At 46.6% G+C, this 19,520-nt stretch carries 16 protein-coding genes and 3 pseudogenes; 5 read left to right on the top strand and 14 right to left on the bottom strand.

All coding sequences use genetic code 11. From position 1 onward, the window contains the following. Positions 1 to 59 precede the first annotated feature (59 nt). From pruA to ACW5MY_RS01665, 6 genes and pseudogenes are all read right to left on the bottom strand, one after another. Positions 60 to 1,607, bottom strand: a complete 1,548-nt coding sequence (gene pruA, locus ACW5MY_RS01690) for an L-glutamate gamma-semialdehyde dehydrogenase (protein WP_013350955.1) — start codon at positions 1,605 to 1,607, stop codon at positions 60 to 62. Positions 1,608 to 1,625: 18 nt separating this feature from the next. Continuing rightward, positions 1,626 to 2,537: a proline dehydrogenase family protein gene (locus ACW5MY_RS01685; RefSeq protein WP_088030667.1), complete on the bottom strand. Its 912-nt coding sequence runs from the start codon at positions 2,535 to 2,537 to the stop codon at positions 1,626 to 1,628. Positions 2,538 to 2,724: 187 nt separating this feature from the next. Further along, positions 2,725 to 3,510, bottom strand: a complete 786-nt coding sequence (locus tag ACW5MY_RS01680; RefSeq protein WP_462061655.1) for a nucleotidyltransferase domain-containing protein — start codon at positions 3,508 to 3,510, stop codon at positions 2,725 to 2,727. 70 nt (positions 3,511 to 3,580) lie between these two features. Beyond that, positions 3,581 to 4,537 (bottom strand): cephalosporin C deacetylase, encoded by a 957-nt coding sequence (gene cah, locus ACW5MY_RS01675; protein ID WP_289394131.1) that lies wholly within the window; start codon positions 4,535 to 4,537, stop codon positions 3,581 to 3,583. Positions 4,538 to 4,710: 173 nt separating this feature from the next. Further along, positions 4,711 to 5,271 carry a shikimate kinase gene (locus tag ACW5MY_RS01670; protein ID WP_013350951.1) on the bottom strand — a complete coding sequence of 187 codons (561 nt, stop codon included), beginning with the start codon at positions 5,269 to 5,271 and terminating at the stop codon, positions 4,711 to 4,713. A 124-nt stretch (positions 5,272 to 5,395) separates the two neighbouring features. Further along, a pseudogene (locus tag ACW5MY_RS01665) lies at positions 5,396 to 6,705 on the bottom strand (MFS transporter). Between the two features lie 212 nt (positions 6,706 to 6,917). Between ACW5MY_RS01665 and ACW5MY_RS01660 the strand changes: the two are divergent. Continuing rightward, on the top strand, positions 6,918 to 7,709 hold the full coding sequence (locus ACW5MY_RS01660) for a sugar phosphate isomerase/epimerase family protein (RefSeq protein WP_289394130.1): 792 nt from the start codon (positions 6,918 to 6,920) through the stop codon (positions 7,707 to 7,709). Positions 7,710 to 7,742: 33 nt separating this feature from the next. Here ACW5MY_RS01660 and nadE read toward each other — a convergent pair whose 3' ends face one another. Together nadE and ACW5MY_RS01650 are read right to left on the bottom strand one after the other, a co-directional pair. After that, on the bottom strand, positions 7,743 to 8,561 hold the full coding sequence (nadE, locus tag ACW5MY_RS01655; protein ID WP_013350949.1) for an ammonia-dependent NAD(+) synthetase: 819 nt from the start codon (positions 8,559 to 8,561) through the stop codon (positions 7,743 to 7,745). A 131-nt stretch (positions 8,562 to 8,692) separates the two neighbouring features. Further along, positions 8,693 to 9,289 carry a DUF1989 domain-containing protein gene (locus ACW5MY_RS01650; protein WP_013350948.1) on the bottom strand — a complete coding sequence of 199 codons (597 nt, stop codon included), beginning with the start codon at positions 9,287 to 9,289 and terminating at the stop codon, positions 8,693 to 8,695. A gap of 123 nt (positions 9,290 to 9,412) precedes the next feature. On the opposite strand from ACW5MY_RS01650, the gene ACW5MY_RS01645 reads away from it, so the two are divergent. Next, positions 9,413 to 10,759, top strand: coding sequence for an amino acid permease (locus ACW5MY_RS01645; protein WP_013350947.1), 1,347 nt, complete (start codon positions 9,413 to 9,415; stop codon positions 10,757 to 10,759). Here the strand turns inward: ACW5MY_RS01645 and ACW5MY_RS01640 are convergent. Continuing rightward, complete coding sequence (locus tag ACW5MY_RS01640; RefSeq protein ID WP_013350946.1) at positions 10,743 to 11,504, bottom strand: YqcI/YcgG family protein; 762 nt, start codon at positions 11,502 to 11,504, stop codon at positions 10,743 to 10,745. The two genes, ACW5MY_RS01645 and ACW5MY_RS01640, sit on opposite strands and share 17 nt — an antisense overlap. A 67-nt stretch (positions 11,505 to 11,571) precedes the next feature. Continuing rightward, positions 11,572 to 12,201: pseudogene (locus ACW5MY_RS01635) on the bottom strand (LysE family translocator). A gap of 337 nt (positions 12,202 to 12,538) precedes the next feature. Between ACW5MY_RS01635 and ACW5MY_RS01630 the strand changes: the two are divergent. Continuing rightward, positions 12,539 to 13,204: a MerR family transcriptional regulator gene (locus ACW5MY_RS01630; protein WP_157862695.1), complete on the top strand. Its 666-nt coding sequence runs from the start codon at positions 12,539 to 12,541 to the stop codon at positions 13,202 to 13,204. A 57-nt stretch (positions 13,205 to 13,261) separates the two neighbouring features. Here the strand turns inward: ACW5MY_RS01630 and ACW5MY_RS01625 are convergent, their stop codons facing one another. Continuing rightward, positions 13,262 to 13,723 carry a MarR family transcriptional regulator gene (locus ACW5MY_RS01625; RefSeq protein ID WP_013350944.1) on the bottom strand — a complete coding sequence of 154 codons (462 nt, stop codon included), beginning with the start codon at positions 13,721 to 13,723 and terminating at the stop codon, positions 13,262 to 13,264. A 113-nt stretch (positions 13,724 to 13,836) separates the two neighbouring features. Here ACW5MY_RS01625 and ACW5MY_RS01620 point away from each other — a divergent pair, with 113 nt between their 5' ends. Then, entirely contained in the window at positions 13,837 to 15,369 is a 1,533-nt protein-coding gene (locus tag ACW5MY_RS01620; RefSeq protein ID WP_289394129.1) for an MDR family MFS transporter, read from the top strand. Positions 15,370 to 15,412: 43 nt separating this feature from the next. Here ACW5MY_RS01620 and ACW5MY_RS01615 read toward each other — a convergent pair whose 3' ends face one another. Continuing rightward, positions 15,413 to 16,366: an L-lactate dehydrogenase gene (locus tag ACW5MY_RS01615; RefSeq protein WP_013350942.1), complete on the bottom strand. Its 954-nt coding sequence runs from the start codon at positions 16,364 to 16,366 to the stop codon at positions 15,413 to 15,415. 257 nt (positions 16,367 to 16,623) lie between these two features. On the opposite strand from ACW5MY_RS01615, the gene ACW5MY_RS01610 reads away from it, so the two are divergent. Next, positions 16,624 to 17,442: an RDD family protein gene (locus tag ACW5MY_RS01610; RefSeq protein ID WP_289394128.1), complete on the top strand. Its 819-nt coding sequence runs from the start codon at positions 16,624 to 16,626 to the stop codon at positions 17,440 to 17,442. 43 nt (positions 17,443 to 17,485) lie between these two features. On the opposite strand, the gene ACW5MY_RS01605 is transcribed toward ACW5MY_RS01610, so the two are convergent. Together ACW5MY_RS01605 and ACW5MY_RS01600 are read right to left on the bottom strand one after the other, a co-directional pair. Beyond that, positions 17,486 to 17,959: a DUF6773 family protein gene (locus ACW5MY_RS01605; RefSeq protein WP_061573692.1), complete on the bottom strand. Its 474-nt coding sequence runs from the start codon at positions 17,957 to 17,959 to the stop codon at positions 17,486 to 17,488. Between the two features lie 90 nt (positions 17,960 to 18,049). After that, a pseudogene (locus ACW5MY_RS01600) lies at positions 18,050 to 19,484 on the bottom strand (YfcC family protein). Positions 19,485 to 19,520: the final 36 nt, after the last annotated feature.

The raw sequence follows: 19,520 nt of genomic DNA, 5'->3' as shown, positions 1-19,520 counted from the left end.
TTTTATATGTTTATGGTGAAATGGACACCCCCCGCGAGGAGGTGCCCATTCAGTCCCGCTTAAAACATTTCACTGATTGTTTTCGCCTGCATGTGAAGGGCCAAGTAATCCGGGCCGCCCGCTTTTGAATCCGTTCCGGACATTTTGAAGCCTCCGAACGGATGGTAGCCGACAATCGCTCCCGTACAATTGCGGTTGAAGTACAGGTTGCCGACATGGAACTCCTGTTTCGCCCGTTCAATATGTTTGCGGTTGTTTGTGATAACCGCTCCTGTCAAACCATATTCGGTATTGTTTGCCACTTCCAGCGCTTCATCAAAGTTTGACACTTTAGAAAACGCGACGACCGGACCGAAAATCTCTTCCTGCATGAGTCTGGCTTTCGGATCAAGGTCAGCGAAGATCGTCGGCTTGATGAAGTAGCCTTTTGAATCATCTCCGGTGCCGCCGCTGACTAAACGGCCTTCTTCTTTTCCGATTTCAATGTAGCTCATGATTTTGTCGTAAGAGCCTTGGTCGATGACAGGGCCCATATACACGTCAGCGCTGTCAGGGCTTGCCGTCACTTTTGATTCAGTGATTTCGATGACACGCTCAAGAACGGCATCGTATACTTTTTCATGCACAACCGCACGGGATCCGGCAGAACATTTTTGTCCCGCAAAGCCGAATGCTGATGTGAAAATGGATTGTGCCGCCAATTCAATGTCCGCATCCTCGTCAACAACAACCGTATCTTTACCGCCCATTTCAGCAATGACGCGTTTCAGATGCTGCTGCCCCGGCTGCACTTTTGCCGCGCGTTCGAAAATTCTCGTACCGACTTCACGTGATCCCGTAAACGTAATGATGCTTGTTTTCGGGTGATCGACGAGATAGTCTCCCACTTCCGCTCCGCTTCCCGGCACAAAGTTGACAACGCCCTTCGGAAGGCCTGATTCTTCAAGCACTTCTACGAATTTTGCCGCGATGACAGGTGTCGCGCTTGCCGGTTTAAGAACGACCGTGTTGCCCGTTACAATCGGTGCCACTGTCGTTCCCGCCATAATTGCAAAGAGGAAGTTCCATGGCGGAATGACGACCGTTACGCCTGTCGGTGTGTAGACATATTGGTTCTTTTCGCCTTCGTGGCTGTTGACCGGCTTGCCTTTTGCCAATTCAACCATCTGGCGCGCGTAGTATTCCATAAAGTCGATGGCTTCCGCCGTATCCGCATCAGCTTCGTTCCAAGGCTTTCCCGCTTCCTTGACGAGCAGGGCGGAGAATTCGTGCTTTCTGCGGCGGACTTTGGCAGCCGCGCGGAACAGAACGGCCGCTCTTTCCTCAGGGGATGTGTATCTCCATTCCTCAAACGCTTTAGCGGCTGCTTCGATTGCCTGCTCGGCATGCTCCTGAGATGCCTTTGACACTTTTCCGACGACTTCTTCTTTGTCTGCAGGGTTAATGGATACGATTTTTGCTTCCGTCTCTACTTTTTCACCGTTGATGACGAGCGGATAATCTTTTCCCAGATATTCGTTTACAGTCGCAAGCGCTTTCTTGAATTCTTCAACGTTTGATTGATCTTGGAAATTCGTGAATGGTTCGTGTTTATAAGGTGTAGTCATTGTCATCTCTCCCTTTTTTTACTTCTTTGTCATTCCTTTAAAGGCGAATGCGATGTTTGAGGGGCGTTCAGCGAGCCGTCTCATGAAATAGCCGTACCAGTCATCGCCGTAAGGCAGGTAGACTCTCATGTTGTATCCTTCTTCCACAAGGCTGAGCTGGGTTTGCGAGCGCATGCCGTACAGCATCTGAAACTCAAAGCGGTCGTTCGGAATGCCGTGCTCTTTGACAAGCTGCTTTGTAAAATCGATCATCTTGTCGTCATGCGTGGCAATTGCCGTATAATGTCCTTTTAAAAGCTGTTTGCGGATGAGTTTTTTATAATTTTCATCTACGTCGCTTTTTTCAGGATAGGCCACCTTTTCCGATTCTTTATAGGCTCCTTTGACAAGGCGCAGAAACGGGTTCAGCGGGCCAAGGTCATCAAGATCCTTCTCCGTTCTGTACAGATAAGCCTGTACCACGGTGCTTACGTATTCATACCGGCTTCGGAAGTCTTTAAAGATATCCAGCGTTTTCTGGCATCTCGTTTCATCCTCCATGTCAATCGTCACCATGACTTTATGTTTTTCCGCTGTCTGGAGGATTTTCGTCATATTTTCATAGACGAGATCGAGATCTATATCAAGACCTAAAGACGTCATTTTTAATGACACTTGGGAATTCAGCTGTTCATCAGCGATTAAAGCGATGGTCTGCATGCACTCCTCGGTGCGCTCCTTTGCAACATCACCGCTGTTGACAAATTCCCCTAAATGATCGACAGTAACAGACAGCCCCTGGCTGTTCAAATGTCGGATTGTCGGGATAGAACTGCGGAAATCCATTCCTCCGATGATTTTGCCGGCTGCCACGCGGCTTCCCCAGTTTCTCGCCATCTTATTGAGAAAGCTGCTCTTGGACAAAAATAAGAAAAAATCTCTTGTAATCACTTCCAACCTTAACACCCCGCAATCTAAGAAGTATTTGTATGAGTCTATTGTAAATGGACAAAACATCCTCTCACAATATTCTAAAAATACAAAGATTCTGATAAATTTTTGTGGTTTTACCACAATCAGCTTCTTAGAGAGCAGGCGGTTTATGCCGAAAAAAGGCGGACGGAAATGACAGAAATCGTCAATTTCCGTCTTTTTGCTCCCACGCCTCTTCGACGGTCTGAATCAATAGCTGATTCAATTCTTCCGTTATATCGGATTTCGGCGTTTTTATCGTTTTGGCATATAGCCCGATGCGTTCTATTTCCTCTTCTATAAACGCGTGAATGATCGTATTTTTGGGTTCCGGAGCCAGTTCCTGACCGCTTTTTTTCCTTGTAAGCAAAGAATTGATTTCAGAAATGAGCGATTCATCCGTCAATAGGGCATCCGCCAGTACGGGAAAAGACATCGGAGGCACGGAGCTGAACGTTTCAATCCACCTGCAGGCGAGGAGAGGCCGCAGGACATAAAAGTACTTTTTAATCTTCACTTCACCGCCCCGCAGTTCCGTTTTTTCATTCCGTTTTGCCATATTGAGATAATGATGGATGCCGGCTTCGGGCGAGAAGGCGCGGGTTTTCAGTTTTCGGAGCTTTTCAGCCGCCGAGAAAGCTTCGTAATAGATCATCTCAGAAGAGAGCCATTCCAAAAGAGGCGGATTTGATTTTTTAAAGAGCAGCAGCGCTTTTCTCAATTCCCAGCCGCTGATGTCAAGCATGTCATGGATCGGCTCTTCTATGACATCCCTATGCGGTTCAATGGAAAAGTACCATTCTTTTTTCGGCACATAGAGAAACCGTACATCGTAGTCGCTGTCGCTTGACGGAAATCCCCATGCGCGGCTTCCCGATTCTACGGCGTAAAGCACCTTAACGTCGTGCTGTGCCTCAATTCGTTTTAATTCTTCGATGATCCTTTGTTTCATTTGTATCCGTCCTTTTCCGTCATCATTCATGAAAAAAGCCCAAATGTAAAACTTGGGCTTTTCGCTTTTATCAGCCTTTCAGATGCGCTTTCAGAAAGGCCAGCTTTTCCGTATGGAAAGAAGGTATGTACTCATGGCCGAAATACCGGTAAACCTTCAATTCTTTTTCTGTTTCTAAATGATTGTAAGCGGCAAATACCGTAGACGGCGGAGTCACGCGGTCAATCAGTCCGATGGACATGAGAACCGGAGCCTTTACGCGGTCTGCCAGATTCATGATATCAAAATAGGCCAGTGTATTCATCGCGGTCTTCTCTGTCTCCGGGCTGCCGTTTTTTCTGAAAAAGGAGTTAATCTCAAGATACGGCTCATCAAGAGCGACATCAATCGCCCGCTCAAAATTGCTTAAGTAAGGATAATCGGCTGCAACCGCTCTCGGAATGTCGGATAGTGCCGCCGCGGCGATTGAAAGCCCGCCTCCCTGACTCCCGCCGATAACGGCGATTCTCGTTTCATCGACTTCGTCAAAGCCGCTGATGACTTCCAGAGCCCGTACGGCGTCCAAGTACACTCCGCGGTAATAATATGTATCTTTATCTAAAATTCCTTTCGTCATCCAGCCGGGAACGTGTCCGTGCGGTGAGACGCTTGTATCTGTGCTGCTGTGCTGGCCGCGGACAAGCATGCCGAACGCAGCATATCCGTGCAGCGCCCAATTCACGATATCATGGATGTCCCCGTCATAGCTCGCGTTGTAGCCGTGATATTTCACGATGGCCGGATGCGGTCCTTTTCGGTCGGGAACGGCGTACCATCCCTCAATTTCCGCCTTGCCGAAGCTCCGGTATTTCAGCCGGAATACTTTAACGCCGTCAGCCGGATAGCTTTCAGGCGTCAATTCAGGCTTTGCCTTTTCCTTTGCAAGCTCATGTAATGATGATGCCCAAAAATCCGCAAAGTCATGAGATGCGGTTTTATTTGGTTTATAGGTTTGCAGTTGATCAAGCGGCAAGTCGTATAATTGCATATCCGATTATTCCCCTTTGTTTTATAAGATTTAATTTTCTGACTCTATCTTAACACGATTTCACACTTATTTTCTAAACATTTTTATAAATAATCGGCGGGCGCATTCACTTTTTATCAAACGTTTGTTTAAAATAGAAAAACGGCCGTGCGCTCACAGCGTCACGGCTCTTTTTACATCGGCTGATACAGGTCCCAGCCGATTTTTAACGTTTCGACGATATAATCGGCAATTTCTTCAGGTTCCAGATTATCCGTCGCGACTTTTGAATTATGTTTATCATAGATGCTTTGGCGCTCGTTAAAGAGCTGCTGCATTTCCTCCATGGAACGGTTATGCAGAACCGGACGGCTTTCAATCAGCAGGTCAGCCCGCTGCTTCCAATTCTCCCATGACAAATCAAGATGGAGCACGAGACAGTTTTCAAGGCAGCATTGCCTGATTTCCTCTTGTTTAAACGAACCGCCCCCAAGCGACACGATCTTGAATTTCGTATTGCGGCAAATATCTAATATATAATCCTTTTCAGTCTGTCTGAAAAAGGCTTCACCCTTTTTCTCAAACATTTCGGGAATGGACATATTGAAATCTTTCTCAATCTGCAGATCAATATCAATGAAATCTCTGTATAATTTTTTAGCGACCAGCTGGCCGATTGTTGTCTTTCCGACACCCATGAATCCGATCAGTACGATATTTCTTTCTCTTACGGGAATGGCACGTTTTGCGTTCATCTTCGGCGAAATCCTCCTAAGGAATGAAAAAGTTATGTTTATTATATGATAATTCAATATTGAAATATAGAGATAATCAATGAAAGAAAACCCATCCTCAACAAGAAGAGATGAGTTTTTCTTTCTATCGGAGCGTAATGCGTTCGACCTTTCCGACAATGAAAATATAAGAAAACGCCCCGATAAAAGCGACAGCGCCGACAAACAGAATCGCTCCGTTATATGAACCGGTCGCGGAGACGATAAACCCGATGATAAGCGGTGTGATGATACCGGCCATATTGGCGAAAAAGTTAAACACGCCCCCTGCCAATCCGATTGTCTCGCTCGGCGCCACCTCACTCAGCATTGTCCAGGATATATTGGACATGCCCTGCGCGAAAGAAGCAATGGATAGAATCGTCAAAACCGCAGGAGAAGAATCCGTAAAATTCGCGAGAACGATGGTGCCTGTCAGCAGAAGACCGAGGATGACAGGCGTTTTCCGGGCAACGTTCACCGACACGCCCCGTTTCATCATGCCGTCAGACCAAAATCCGCCGAACAATACGCCGAAGAAGGCAGCGATATACGGGATTGATGCGGCGAAGCCGACTTTTAAGAAGGCCATATGCTTTGCCTCCGCCAGATAAGTCGGAAACCATGTCAAAAAGAAGAACAGCGTGGAGGCTACGGCGAATTGGCCGATATACAAGCCGACAAGCTTGCGGTACTTAAGAAGCTGGACGAAATCCGCCCACGTGATCCTGCCGGCTGATTCAGACACCTCTGTCAGTCCGCCTCCTTCTTTAATATAATCAAGCTCCTCCCGATTCACTTTCCGATACCGGTTCGGCTCCTGATACATCTTAAACCAGAAAATGGAGAAAATAAGCCCGAGCGCCCCCGAAGAAATAAAGACGGCGCGCCAGTCAAATGCCGTCAAAATCCAGAATAATACCGGTGTGGCGAATGCGAGCCCGACATATTCCCCGCCGTATAAACACCCGTCGCAAAGGCGCGTTCACGCCTTGGAAACCACGTCGTGACAATCCGGTTGTTTGCGGGAAACGCAGGCGATTCAGCCAGCCCGATAATCAGGCGGCAGCCGAATAAAAATCCGAAACTGGCTGCAAAAGCCTGTACTCCCGTGAAAACCGACCAGACAAATAATGAAATTCCGTACGTCCGTTTTGACCCGAATTTGTCCAGAATGAGTCCGCCCGGAATCTGCATTCCCGTATAGGTCCAGCTGAACGCGGAAAATACGACGCCCAAGAGCGCGGGGCTTATATGCAGCGATGTCTGAATGGACGGGGCGGCGATGGATACACTGGCACGGTCTATATAATTAATCGCAGTGATAAAAAACAAAAGAACCAGTATCACATAACGAGCGCGAGTCGGTTTATTGCGGATGGGACTGAAGTCCGTCAGCTCCGTTTCATTTTTCAATGGCTTCTCCCCCTTACTCGAATGACATCCATTGTACAACACTTCGGGCAATTATTTAATACTTTGACGCAAAAAAGCACTAAACTATTTATGTGCGAATGATGCAGGTGAACCTCCCTCATAAAAAAAGTGTTTACCCTTTTCATCTGTTTATCCGTATCGTACCCGGGGAAAAGTACACATATGATAGACAGTTAACGGGAGGATTACCGATGAAACTGAGCTTTTGCACGACGGGGTCTAAAAAAAAGCATATTCTCGACGTCATTTCTTTCGCGAAGGAGCACTCCTTTGACGGCATCGAACTGTGGTACGGCCACATCAAACAATATATTAAGGAAATCGGCCCGCTCGACAGGCTCGATCAGCAGCTTCAGGAGGAGGGCATCGAGGTGCCGGCTGTCAGCTTGTACACTGACTTCGTCTCTCAGGATGAAAGGCAGGCATTAAAAGATGTTCAAAGAGCATTAAGCGCGGCACGGCAGCTTCACAGCCCCTTGATCAGAGTCTTTGCGGGCAATCTGGCTTCGCACCGGACGTCACCGGAAAAGTGGGAGCGTGCGGTTGATCAATTTCAGGAGGCGGCACGGCTCGCTGACAGTTATGAAGTCGATATCGGGCTTGAGATTCATTACGATACGTACGCGGATACACCGGAGGCGGCGCTGGCATTTTTAGAGGATGTCGGACATCCGCCGGTCCGCATCATTTTTGACGGCTCCAACCTTCACGTCAATCACATTGACCAAATGACCGCTTTGGAAAAACTGTATCATACCGTCAGCCATATTCACTTAAAAAACTATCATTGGAACTTTGACAACTGGTATCTCAGCAAGCCGGTGCCTGTGCTGCAAGGTGATTTACAGCAGGAACCCTTGCTGAATGAACTGATGAACAGGCAATACGGCGGATTCGTGTCACTCGAATACTTCGGTCGTCATGCTGAAGTGCATATTAAAGAATCTCTGAATGAGATGAAACACTGCTTTCATAAGAAATAAAAACCTCCCTTTCAAAAGGGAGGTTTTTTATTTCTATTTCCACCAATCATCAAACATCGATGCAGGCACCTGGCGCTTATGCTCCGAACTGAGGTAGCGTTTTTCCAGCGCCTCAATTACTTCAGAAGAAACGTCCTTGCCTTCTAAATAGTCATCAATGTCATTGTATGTGATGCCAAGTTCGGTCTCGTCAGTCTGCTGCGGTTTGTCATCGAGCAGATCAGCCGTCGGTAATTTTAAATACAGGCGTTCCGGCGCGCCGAGCTCTTCTAATAAACGTCTGCCCTGGCGTTTCGTCAGGCCCGTAAGCGGCAGCAGATCAGCTCCGCCATCACCGTATTTCGTGAAGAAGCCGGTCACAGCCTCAGCCGCATGGTCAGTTCCGATGACAAGCAGCCCCTCTTGTCCGCCGACGGCATATTGAGCGATCATTCTCATTCTTGCTTTTACATTTCCTTTGTTAAAGTCAGACAGCTGATCGCCGGTTTCTTTTTTGTACTGATCGGCGAACGCGCTGACAGCGGGCTTAATATCATACGTCCATGATTTATCAGGCTTAATGAATTTGAGCGCCATTTGAGCGTCATCCTCATCCTGCTGTGTGCCGTGCGGAAGACGTACGGCGATAAATTCCGCGTTTCCGCCTTCCTCTCTGATGCTCTCAGCCGCCATTTGGGCGAGGCGTCCCGCAAGCGTGGAATCCTGGCCCCCGCTGATGCCGAGCACAAAGCCTTTGGCACCTATTTTTTTCAAATATTGTTTCAGAAAGTTCACTCTGTCCTCAATTTCTTGTTTCGGATCAATTGAGGGCTTTACATGGAGATCATTCATAATTTGTTTCTGGATGCTCATCCCAATCACTCCTCCTGCATTGTTTCTTTTGATTCATTTCCCGTTCATGCTGGAAATGAATCATGCCACTATGTACGACTCTGTTAAATATAGCACAGGTGCAGATTTTAAGTGAATCAAATACACCGGGATCAGCTGATTTCCACCCGCAGCGCAGTGATGCTGTCGCCGTTGCATTTTCCTTTTTCAATCGGGCAGGAGGAAAACGCGACGACAAGATCCATTTCCGCACGGAGCCGTACATAATCGCCTGCGTCGGACAGGGGCGTTTCGACTGACAAGTTCCCTTTCTCATCAAGCACCGTGTTCATGAAAATGGCGAAAGGATAATGCATATGCGGCCGCGGCACCCCGAATTGCTCAAGCGCCCCGCTCATATTGTCATAGCACGTATCCTGGAGCTCGTCTTTATGCTTTCCGTATAAAAGCCTGTTCATATCCGGGCGGCAGGCGGGGAGCAGCAGGTCATGCTTGCCGACTGTATCTTCAATCAGCGTCAGCATCGGCTTGTATAAATTAGAATAAATATGATCGCCCGTTTTCACATTGATGGACTGGTTGGCATCAATCGTCGCGCCCTGATCAAGATGCTCATAAAAGTCCTTGGCATGATAGGCCGTAAAGTCAGCCACCTGCTGTCCTTCCACATCGACTACTTTTATAATCTGCCCTTTGTGAACCTTCAGGCCGAGCCCTTTTTTCGGCGGTACGATAAATTGCTGTGTCATCAGACTGCTCCTTTTTTCTTCTATTATGAACCCCGGCCGTTTGTTTCATGTAAAGCAATTAATTGGATGTATATTCCCGTTCTGCCGGCCGCAATCTAAGCTTTGATAAAGGGGTTGAATTTCATGGGTAAATCACAGGACCAGCCTAAAGGAAATCTCGCTTGGTGGCAGCTCTCCTTAATCGGCGTCGGCTGCACAATCGGGACGGGCTTCTTTCTCGGGTCCAGTATCGCTATTGTCAAAAGCGGATATTCCGCGCTGATCTCATTTCTGATTGCCGGACTCGGCACCTATTTTGTCTTTGAGCAGCTCGCGAAGCTTTCGGCTAAGCAGCCCGAAAAGGGGTCTTTTTGCGCTTATGCGAGAAAGGCTTTCGGCTCTTGGGCAGGCTTCAGCAACGGGTGGGTGTACTGGTCGTCCGAAATGCTGATCACAGGGAGCCAGCTGACAGCGATCTCGCTGTTTACGAAGCATTGGTTTCCGAATGTGCCGCTGTGGATCTTCGCCTCCATCTATGCGGTGCTCGGTCTTTTGATTATTTTTACGGGGTTGTCCGTTTTTCAAAAAACGGAGCATGTGCTCGCTGTTGTAAAAACGGCGGCGATTTTTATGTTTATCGTCATCGCCGTCTTGGCGCTGTGCGGTATATTTTCACACAAGCCGGATGTGCAGGTGCCGAATGATACAAAGGATTTGTTCCCGCACGGAGCGATGGGGTTATGGACGGGGCTGATTTATGCGTTTTACGCTTTCGGAGGAATTGAAGTCTTGGGGCTGATGACCGTACATCTGAAAAAGCCGGAGGAAGCTTCAAAATCAGGCAGACTGATGCTCATCGTTCTTGCGGTGATTTACGTTATTTCTCTCGGCCTGGCGCTGCTGTTGATCCCGCTCGCCAAATTCACCGAACAGGACAGCCCGTTTATTTCGTCGCTGAAGGGCTTTCATTTAGATGTCATTCTTGATATTTTTAACGGGATTTTTATTATTGCGGGATTTTCTACGCTCGTCGCCTCGCTGTTTGCCGTGACGACATTGCTCTGTACAATGGCTGATGACGGAGACGCGCCGAAATGCTTCAGATTAAAAGAAAACAAAAAGATCTGCTGGCCTGCGCTCGGATTGACATTTGCCGGGCTTATCGTCTCCATCATACTGTCATTGGTGCTGCCGAAAAATATATATGAACACATGACAACCGCGGCGGGTCTGATGCTTCTTTATACGTGGCTGTTCATTTTATTCTCAAGCAAGAAACTGACCGAACCGACAAAGATGGGAACCACACAGATTTTTATCGCCCTCTTGCTGATCATCGCGGCCGTCTCCGGCACGCTGTTTGAAAAATCAAGCCGGCCCGGTTTTCTGGTCAGCCTTTGTTTTCTCGCCATCATTGCAATCGTGACATGGATCGTACAAAAAAAGCAGGGACACAGCCCTGCCGGATCATTGCTTATTTCGTCGGTTTAAACAATCTTTTCAAGTAAGAAAAGGGACACTTTGACACTTGCGTCTCATCATCACGGAGGAAATATTGCTTCCATTCTAAATTGTCTTTTCCTCCGTACCACCCCAATCGGGGATGAAGAGGGGCTTCGTCATATGCTTCTAATCGTTTTCTGATCAGCCGGCTCATATTGCGTCCGAACACGGTTGAATCGTTTAATCCTTCGAAAACCCATCTTGGCTGAAACGCCAGCATAAAAAACGGAAAGCTTCTGCTTTGTCTCGCTTCATGCGCAGGCGTTGCGCACAGAATAAAATACGGCTCGCCGTCAAAGCAGAACTCCCATTTATAATGTTCAGGATCTTCCGGCATGTCTTCCGGCCAGTCTTTCGGGTCGCAGCCGCTCAGCCGCTTTAAGAAAGACCAGAACAGCTCTTCATACTCCTCAATGGAACAGTGCTCGGCTAAATCCTCCGGCGTATCAAAAATCACAAGCAGCGACGCGTATCTTCCGGTATCCCTTGAGATCTTTCCGTACTCGGACAGCAGCAGTCCCACTTCCTCCGGGGTTTCCCGATCACGAGGGTCACCCGCGAAGGATATCCGGAGCTGATCTGTCAGAAATCCCTGACGGCCGGGAATGCACGGAAATGTGTCCGCTTCATCGCCTACCTTTTCTGATAGTAGCTCAAAAGCGATCCTCTGCCAATTTGGCAGATTCAATAAATTTTCCTCAAGGCAACTTTTTGTGTACAGCACGCTTGCCATCTGCCCACCTCCAGTATCGTCATGATACGTTATGATGGAGATAGGCGATGAGTGACTGTTCTTCTCTTTATGAGATGAGCATCTGAATCCCCTGCCATCCGAAATAAAACCCAAAAACGATCAAGGACACACCTGCCGCTCCCGTCAGCCAGCGAAGCGCTTTTTCATGAAGGAGATTTCTGAAAGTGCTCGCGGCGATCGCCATACAGAAATCCCAGATCAAAATGCCGAGAAGAATCCCGGAGCTGTAAATCAAAAGCTGGTTCGCATCGAAGGATTCAGCGGTTTTGGCGAGAATGCTGCCGTAAATGCCGAGCCAAAATAAAATGCTCAGCGGATTGGAAAGAGAAATAAAAAACCCCGCGCCGAATGTTTTGTAAAATGCCGGTTTTCCTTTTCCGCTTCTGACATTCATGGCTTCCCTTATAATTTTTTACGTCTCGACTCCCGTATAGGTCAGCACGAAAAAACCGAAGAGCCACAAAAACGTTTTAACAAATGGAGCCGTCAAAAATTGAGACAGCCCGAAATAGATCAGAATCATATAAAGCCCGTCTGCCGCCATGGCGCCAAGACCGAAAATCCATGCATGCCAAAAGCCGTTTTTGATGCCTTTGTCAATTTGCGCCGCATTGACCGGGCCGACAGGTGCTGACAATGACAGCCCGAGAACGATGTAGCTTAAAAAGATGTTCATTGGCTTCCTCCTCATTCATGCAACTTGTACAAATTATTCATAAATGGGCCGGGCTATGCAAAAAACAACACCTAAAGTTTCGAACTTTAATGAGTATTTAAATCTTTATCAAGTATAACTTAATATCGGTTGTCCTAAGATCCTTTTATATATATAATATTACCCATCAAGTTAGCTACTAAAGTTACGAACTAAAAATCTTGAGGAGTTTTAATGATGTTAAATGAATACGTAAACCTAGACAATGACATAACTATTATATTTTGTAAGCATAAAAAGTCTGGTGAGCAAAATGAAATATACATAGATACACATGACCTACCACAAGTTTCTAGCATTGAAGGTAGATGGAGCCTTAGCAGGGACAAAAGAGGTTTTTATTTCGTTACGACGGACGTTTAGTAATGGTAAGCAGTTAAACTTAAAACGTTTTATACTTGGGCTTTATGAAAAAACAACTAATAACACTCAACAAGTAACATTTATTTCAGATAACTTCCTAGACTATAGAAGGTGTAACCTTTTCTTAGCAAATAACCCTAAAGAGTTAAACAAAAAAGAAACAAAAATAAAGCTTAAAAAACTGGCAAAAAAAATACCTGTTATTGATAAGAGCGGTACACCAGCTCCAATGAATAATTCCAAAATTTTTTTTACAACTAGAGAAATCAGCGAAAAAATAGGCACAGACCAATGGAATATTAGAAAATGGGCAAAGGTACATAATATTGTACCTAAAAAAAATAAAGCAGGACAATTATTATTCACGAAAGAACAATTTGATTTATTTTCGAAACTTAAAAATACAAGCAAACGGTTAAATTCTCAAGAACAACCTGATACTAAATCACACAATAAACAACTTGAAACTTATAATATCTTTCACGGTCTAACCAACAAACAGGTTGTCGCTATTAATCAGAATACAGGAAAGACTGACTACACGTTCAAAGACATCAATGAATTCAATTTACTAAGAAAAATTTTCAAAAATATCGATTGAATAAAATATTAAGAAGCCTAATAGAAAATTTCTGTTAGGCCTTCTTTGATTAGTTATTTATTTTAATTTCTCAAGTTCATCTTCCATAATATCCGTCACTTTTTTGAGAAAATCGAATATCAGATGCAATTCTTCTTCTTTATATTGCCGGCAAAGGCTGACCGTGGACTGGGATAAGGAGCTGAACAATTGCTTCACATTCGCTTTTCCCGCTGTCAGCGGCACAATGATCACCCGCCGTTTGTCTTCGGGATCTTTTTTCCTCATGACATATCCCGCTTTTTCAAGCCGGTCAATGAGCGCCGTTACCGAGCCTGTGCTGAGGCCGGTTTTTTTCCCAAGCTCACCCGCGGTCATCGGGCCTGCTTCATTTAAAATATCAGCTGATTTCAAATCGGTCGGAAACAGACCGAGAGATTGAGCGGCCGCCTGATGAAAAAGGATTGTCCTTGTGGCCATCTTCCGGAATAACTGTATGGCGGTTTCCTCCGTCTCGCTTCTGGTATTTCTTGTTGACAACTGACAGGCCTCCCTATAAAATCAATTTATCTTGACGATCAAGATAATTTTCGGCAAATCTAATATGATCATAGCAAATTTAATGGTCAAAAGTAAGTATAGGAGGAAAAAGCATGGAACAAACAGCCGCGAAGGACGCCTCGACAAAGTTTGTCGTCATCGGTCTTTTGCTGGGCATTTTAATGTCGGCTATGGATAATACAATCGTTGCCACTGCGATGGGAAATATCGCGGCGGACCTCGGAAGTTTCGATAAGTTCGCGTGGGTGACGGCATCATACATGGTAGCCGTTATGGCCGGTATGCCGATTTACGGAAAACTGTCCGATATGTACGGACGGAAACGTTTCTTTTTATTCGGTCTTATTCTTTTCTTAATCGGATCCGCATTATGCGGAATCGCCCAAACAATGGACCAGCTCATTATTTACCGCGTCATTCAGGGAATCGGCGGAGGCGCGCTGATGCCGATCGCCTTCACGATTATTTTTGATTTATTTCCGCCGGAAAAACGCAGAAAAATGTCGGGTATGTTCGGTGCCGTTTTCGGCCTGTCCAGCGTTCTCGGGCCGCTTTTAGGCGCGCTCATTACCGACTCCATCAGCTGGCACTGGGTGTTTTACATCAACGTGCCGATCGGCATTTTATCACTGTTCTTCATTCTTCGTTATTATAAAGAATCACTTGAGCACAAGAAGCAGAAAATCGACTGGGCCGGCGCGATTACGCTGGTGGTTTCCATTGTCGGTCTGATGTTCGCTCTTGAGCTCGGCGGAAAAACATATGATTGGAACTCCGTTCAGATCATCGGTCTGTTCGCTGTGTTCGCCGTGTTCTTTATCGCCTTTTTTATTGTGGAAAGAAAAGCGGAAGAACCGATTATTTCATTTTGGATGTTTAAAAACCGTTTATTTGCCACCGCTCAGATTTTGGCTTTCCTTTACGGAGCCACATTTGTGATTTTGGCGGTGTTTATCCCGATTTTCGTTCAGGCTGTGTACGGCAGCACCGCGACGAGCGCGGGCTTTATTTTGACGCCGATGATGATCGGTTCTGTTATCGGAAGTATGATCGGCGGGATTTTCCAAACGAAAGTGCGGTTCCGTAATTTGATGCTGATTTCCGTGGTCGCTTTCTTTATCGGAATGCTGCTGCTTTCGAATATGACTCCGGATACGGCGCGTACGATGCTGACGGTATTCATGCTGATCTCCGGATTCGGCGTCGGCTTCAACTTCTCATTGCTGCCGGCAGCGTCCATGAACGACCTTGAGCCGCGCTACCGCGGAAGCGCCAACTCAACAAACTCGTTCTTAAGATCATTCGGCATGACGCTCGGTGTGACGATTTTCGGAACCATCCAGACGAATGTATTTACAAACAAGCTGACAGATTCTTTCAGCGGCATGAAAGGAGCGGGCGGCGCGATGCAGAACATCGGAAATTCCCAGGAAATCTTCCAGGCCGGCACGCGCGCTCAAATTCCGCCGCAGATTCTGGATAAAATTATTGACGCAATGTCGCAAAGCATCACATATGTATTTACCCTTGCTCTGGTGCCGATCGTCATTGCAGCCGTTACCGTTTTGTTTATGGGAAAAGCGAGAGTGAAAACCTCTCAGGAAATGGCGAAAAAAGCGAATTAAAAAAAGCAGTACATGGCGTTTATCATGTACTGCTTTTTTGTGTTTACTCTGCAAAATGCGGAGCGAGAATATCTTTCAGCACGTTTGCACTGCGGCTGAATTGAGCCTGTTCTGTTTCATTCAGCTCAAGTTCCGTCACACCGGCGATGCCGTTCCGATTGACGACGGCCGGAATGCCGATAAAGACATCGTTGACTCCGTATTGCCCGTCCAAATATGTGCTGACGGTCAAAATGCTGTTTTCATTACGCAAAATCGCTTTTGTGATGCGGGCGAGGCTCATCGCCACTCCGTAATATGTCGCGCCTTTTTTCTCAATAATATGGTAGGCCGCGTTTTTCACATCTTCAACGATCTGATCCAGCTCGTCCTGCTTGTAAGCTGCATTTTTCTCCAGTAATTGCTGCACCGGCACTCCGCCGATATTGGCGTGACTCCATACAGGAAGCTCGGTATCTCCGTGCTCGCCGATAATGTGGGCGTGTACGTTTTGCGGGGCGGCACCGAAGTATTCACTCAGCATATAACGGAATCTCGCAGAATCAAGTGTCGTACCGCTGCCGATGACGCGTTCTTTCGGCAGGCCGCTGAATTTCCACGTCGCATAAGTAAGAATATCGACCGGGTTTGTGGCAACGAGGAAGATGCCGTCAAATCCGCTTGCCATGACTTCACCGACAATGCTTTTGAAAATGGCGAGATTTTTTTCGACCAGCTCAAGTCTCGTTTCGCCCGGTTTTTGGTTGGCTCCGGCACAAATGCACACAATATCGGAATCCTTGCAATCCTCATATGTGCCGTAAGACGTTTTTACCGGATGAGGCGCAAATGCCTTTCCGTGGTTTAAATCCATGACATCTCCCATTGCTTTTTCTTTATTTACATCAATGATCACAAGCTCATCCGTGATCCCTTGGTTAATTAGCGCAAATGCATAACTGCTTCCAACAAAACCTGCTCCGATTAATGCTACTTTGTTCACTCGTTCGTTCATCATGTATGCTCATCCTCCAGTGTTTCGTGGTGTCTGTTTTTATATTGTGAAGTATTTCACATTTATATTGTGCAATACTTCACAAACTTTTGCAAGAGAAAAGTTTTATTTTTTTATTCTTTCCAACTGAAAGGAATAAATGAATAGTTATGATGTCATATATGTGAAAATGAGGAATAAATACCTATTCTAAAAAAGGAAATCTGACTATAAAATGTGATTTGTTGTCTTTTTACTGTACGAAAGGAGAATAATGAATCATGAATTATGCAAATATAGGTGAACGGATGGCGGCTTTTTTGGTTGACCTTCTGCTCATGTACCTATTCATTCTGCTTGTGCCAATCACCTTATATGCCGGAAGACCGCTGAGCACTTCTTTTTTCTTCATTTTTACCGGCTTGATTGTGCTTTGCTATATTTTGATGCCGCTTACTCCGTTTGAAGGAACGATCGGCGCTTACATCTTTAAACTGAAGGTGGTAAAAGCGCATGATGGGAGCAGAATTTCATTCGGGCAAGCTGTCGGCAGATTTTTTGTTTCCCTTCTTCACTTTCTCTCTGTTCTGCCATTTATTACGGTGCACTTTACAGAAAAAGCGCAGGCAGTTCACGATATGGCGGCCGGCACCGCAGTTCTCAGGAAATCACCGGATGTCCAGTCATCCGAACCGCTTCCCGATGCCGGAAAGTTCTATTATCGCATTCCGGCTGTCCTGTTAGATGTGATTATCATTGTATCAGTCATCCTTTATATCGCGAAACTGACCGATGAAGCCTTGTGGGCCGTGCTGATCTCTGAATTTGTGATGATTATTCTGTATCCGATGCTGATGCCGCTTACAAAAATGAAAGGAACGATCGGACTGTTCATTTTCAGGCTGCGTGTCGCCGATGAAAAGTCCCGCGGGAACATTTCTTTTAAGCAGGCATTTATCCGCTATTTTACGATCTTCGTGTATTGCGCGAGCCCGCTGTTATACTTTTTGTTTCTCTTTAAAAATCGCTCACAGAGTGTACATGATTTAGCCGCTCATACATACATTGCACAAGCACGGTCAAAATCGGCCAACATATAAAGCAAGTCCCTGCTTCTGCTTGAAACCAAGCAGGGCTCATTTGTCAGCTTTTTTTGCGAGATCTTCTATAAATCAGCCTTACTGCAACATAACGGACCAGAAATATGAAGATGCTGCATACGAGAAATAATGCAATCAATTTCAGCCACCCTGTAAAGTGATGCGGGATTCCTTGGTCATACATGGTGATCAGCGTAATGATAACGGCAACGGCAAGCGTTTCTCCCATTTGCCGTCTGATTTGTTTTTTCAATGCTGCTTCAGAATGAATAGCCGGCAGCAAAATCCCCGATGCAGCTGCTCTGATGCAATAATAAACGATTATAATGAAGAAAACCGCCAAGCTTCCGGCCCATTCCCTAAACGGACAGTTCAGGACAAGTCCGCGTACTATGATGTCAAGCAAAGACAGTGTGCCCATAAGCATTCCGACTTCTGACCAAATCATTCGTTCTTTCTCTCTCACACTCTCATTCTTTCCATTCACGTTTGAAAGTCTGTTCCTACGCTGATTGATGACTTCCTCCCGTACTTTTATGAATGGCTTACAACTTCATTATATCTTGCCGATTCATAATGATAAACCGAAATATCATTGACAAAATGTTTAGTAAGGACCCCATTTGATCAGGACGCCTATGCAGATAAACACAAGGCCGATCACAAACCAGATCAGCGCCAGCGGGACCATAAAACGAAGCCACTTTACGTACGGAATGCCGCTTGCAGCCAATACGGCCATCAGCACGCCGGAAGTCGGATTGACACAGTTTACGACGCCTCCTCCAAGCATGACCGCTTCAATCCGCAACCTGTCTCGTGATGCCCATCAGATCAGCAAGCGGCGCCAAGATCGGAATAAATACGACCGCCTCCCCCGACCCTGATGAAATCAAAAAATGAAGCAGAGCGCTGGAAATATACATTCCGATTGCGCCCGCCATCGGGCTGAAACCGTGCAGCAGTGACGCCAGTCCATTGACTACCGTATCAAGCAGCTTTCCGTGTTCCAAAATAACGGAAATGCTTCTCGCCATTCCGACGATCAGTGCTCCGTAAACGAGCCCCTGAGAGCCCGTGATAAACGTTTTTGCGATATCATTTGCCGCCATTCCCGCAATCAGGCCGGACAAGATCGAGATAAAAATGAACACGGCGGCCATTTCTGAATCAGACCAGCCAAGGGTGAGCGCGCCGTACAAAAAGCCGGCAAGCGACAAAGCCGCAACAGCGAGAATCAGCTTATGCCGGACAGTGAACGAGACTTGTTTGTCCTCCGGCTCAGATACCTGCGGGACTGAACCTGCCGCCGGAAACCAATCGTTCCCCAACAGGCTGGCGTCTTTTGATTTCCTGAGCCTTCTCGTATACCGATATATATATAAAATAGAAGAAAGCAGAAAACAAATATAGACGGCAATCCGCAGGCCGATGCCCGAAAACAGCGGCAGCTCCGCGATGCTTTGTGATAACCCGAGCGGCGATGGAGATAATATCGTTGCGTTAAACCCGGCATAACAGCCGATATAAATGACGGCCGCTCCGGCCACGGCATCCCATTTCAGCGAACGGGCGACAATCAGACCGATCGGGATAAAACCGATCACGGAATTGACGACGATGCCGGTTGTGCCGAGGATCGAAAATAAGGCGCCGACAATCGCAATAAACAGCAGCTGTTTTGTACGGAACGTACTGATGACATTATTGATCAATCCATTGATGGCGCCCGTCTTCTCCAAAATCGCAATGGTGCCCCCTGTAAAGAGGATTAAAAAGATAATCGGTGCGGAACTTGTCATCCCTTCCTGAATCGCGGTGAAAAAAGCGATCGGGCTGACCGGAGACTGCTCCAGAGAATGATAGCTTCCCGGGACGGCCGACGTCACACTGCCCTTTGTCACCCTGTCGAATTCCCCCGCGGGAACGATGTACGACGCTAACGCACATAGTAAAGCGACAATGAAAAGCAGAACGTAAGCATCGGGCATCACAAACGATTTCTTCTTTTTTAAATCAGGTTCGGCCTTCGGCACAGCCATAACATCACCATCCCGCTTTAAATTTATAAACTATTC

Source organism: Bacillus sp. Bwzl_19, assembly GCF_054900515.1.
The sequence above is the reverse complement of the archived record's forward strand: the minus strand, read 5'-3'. Positions and strand labels throughout refer to the sequence as shown.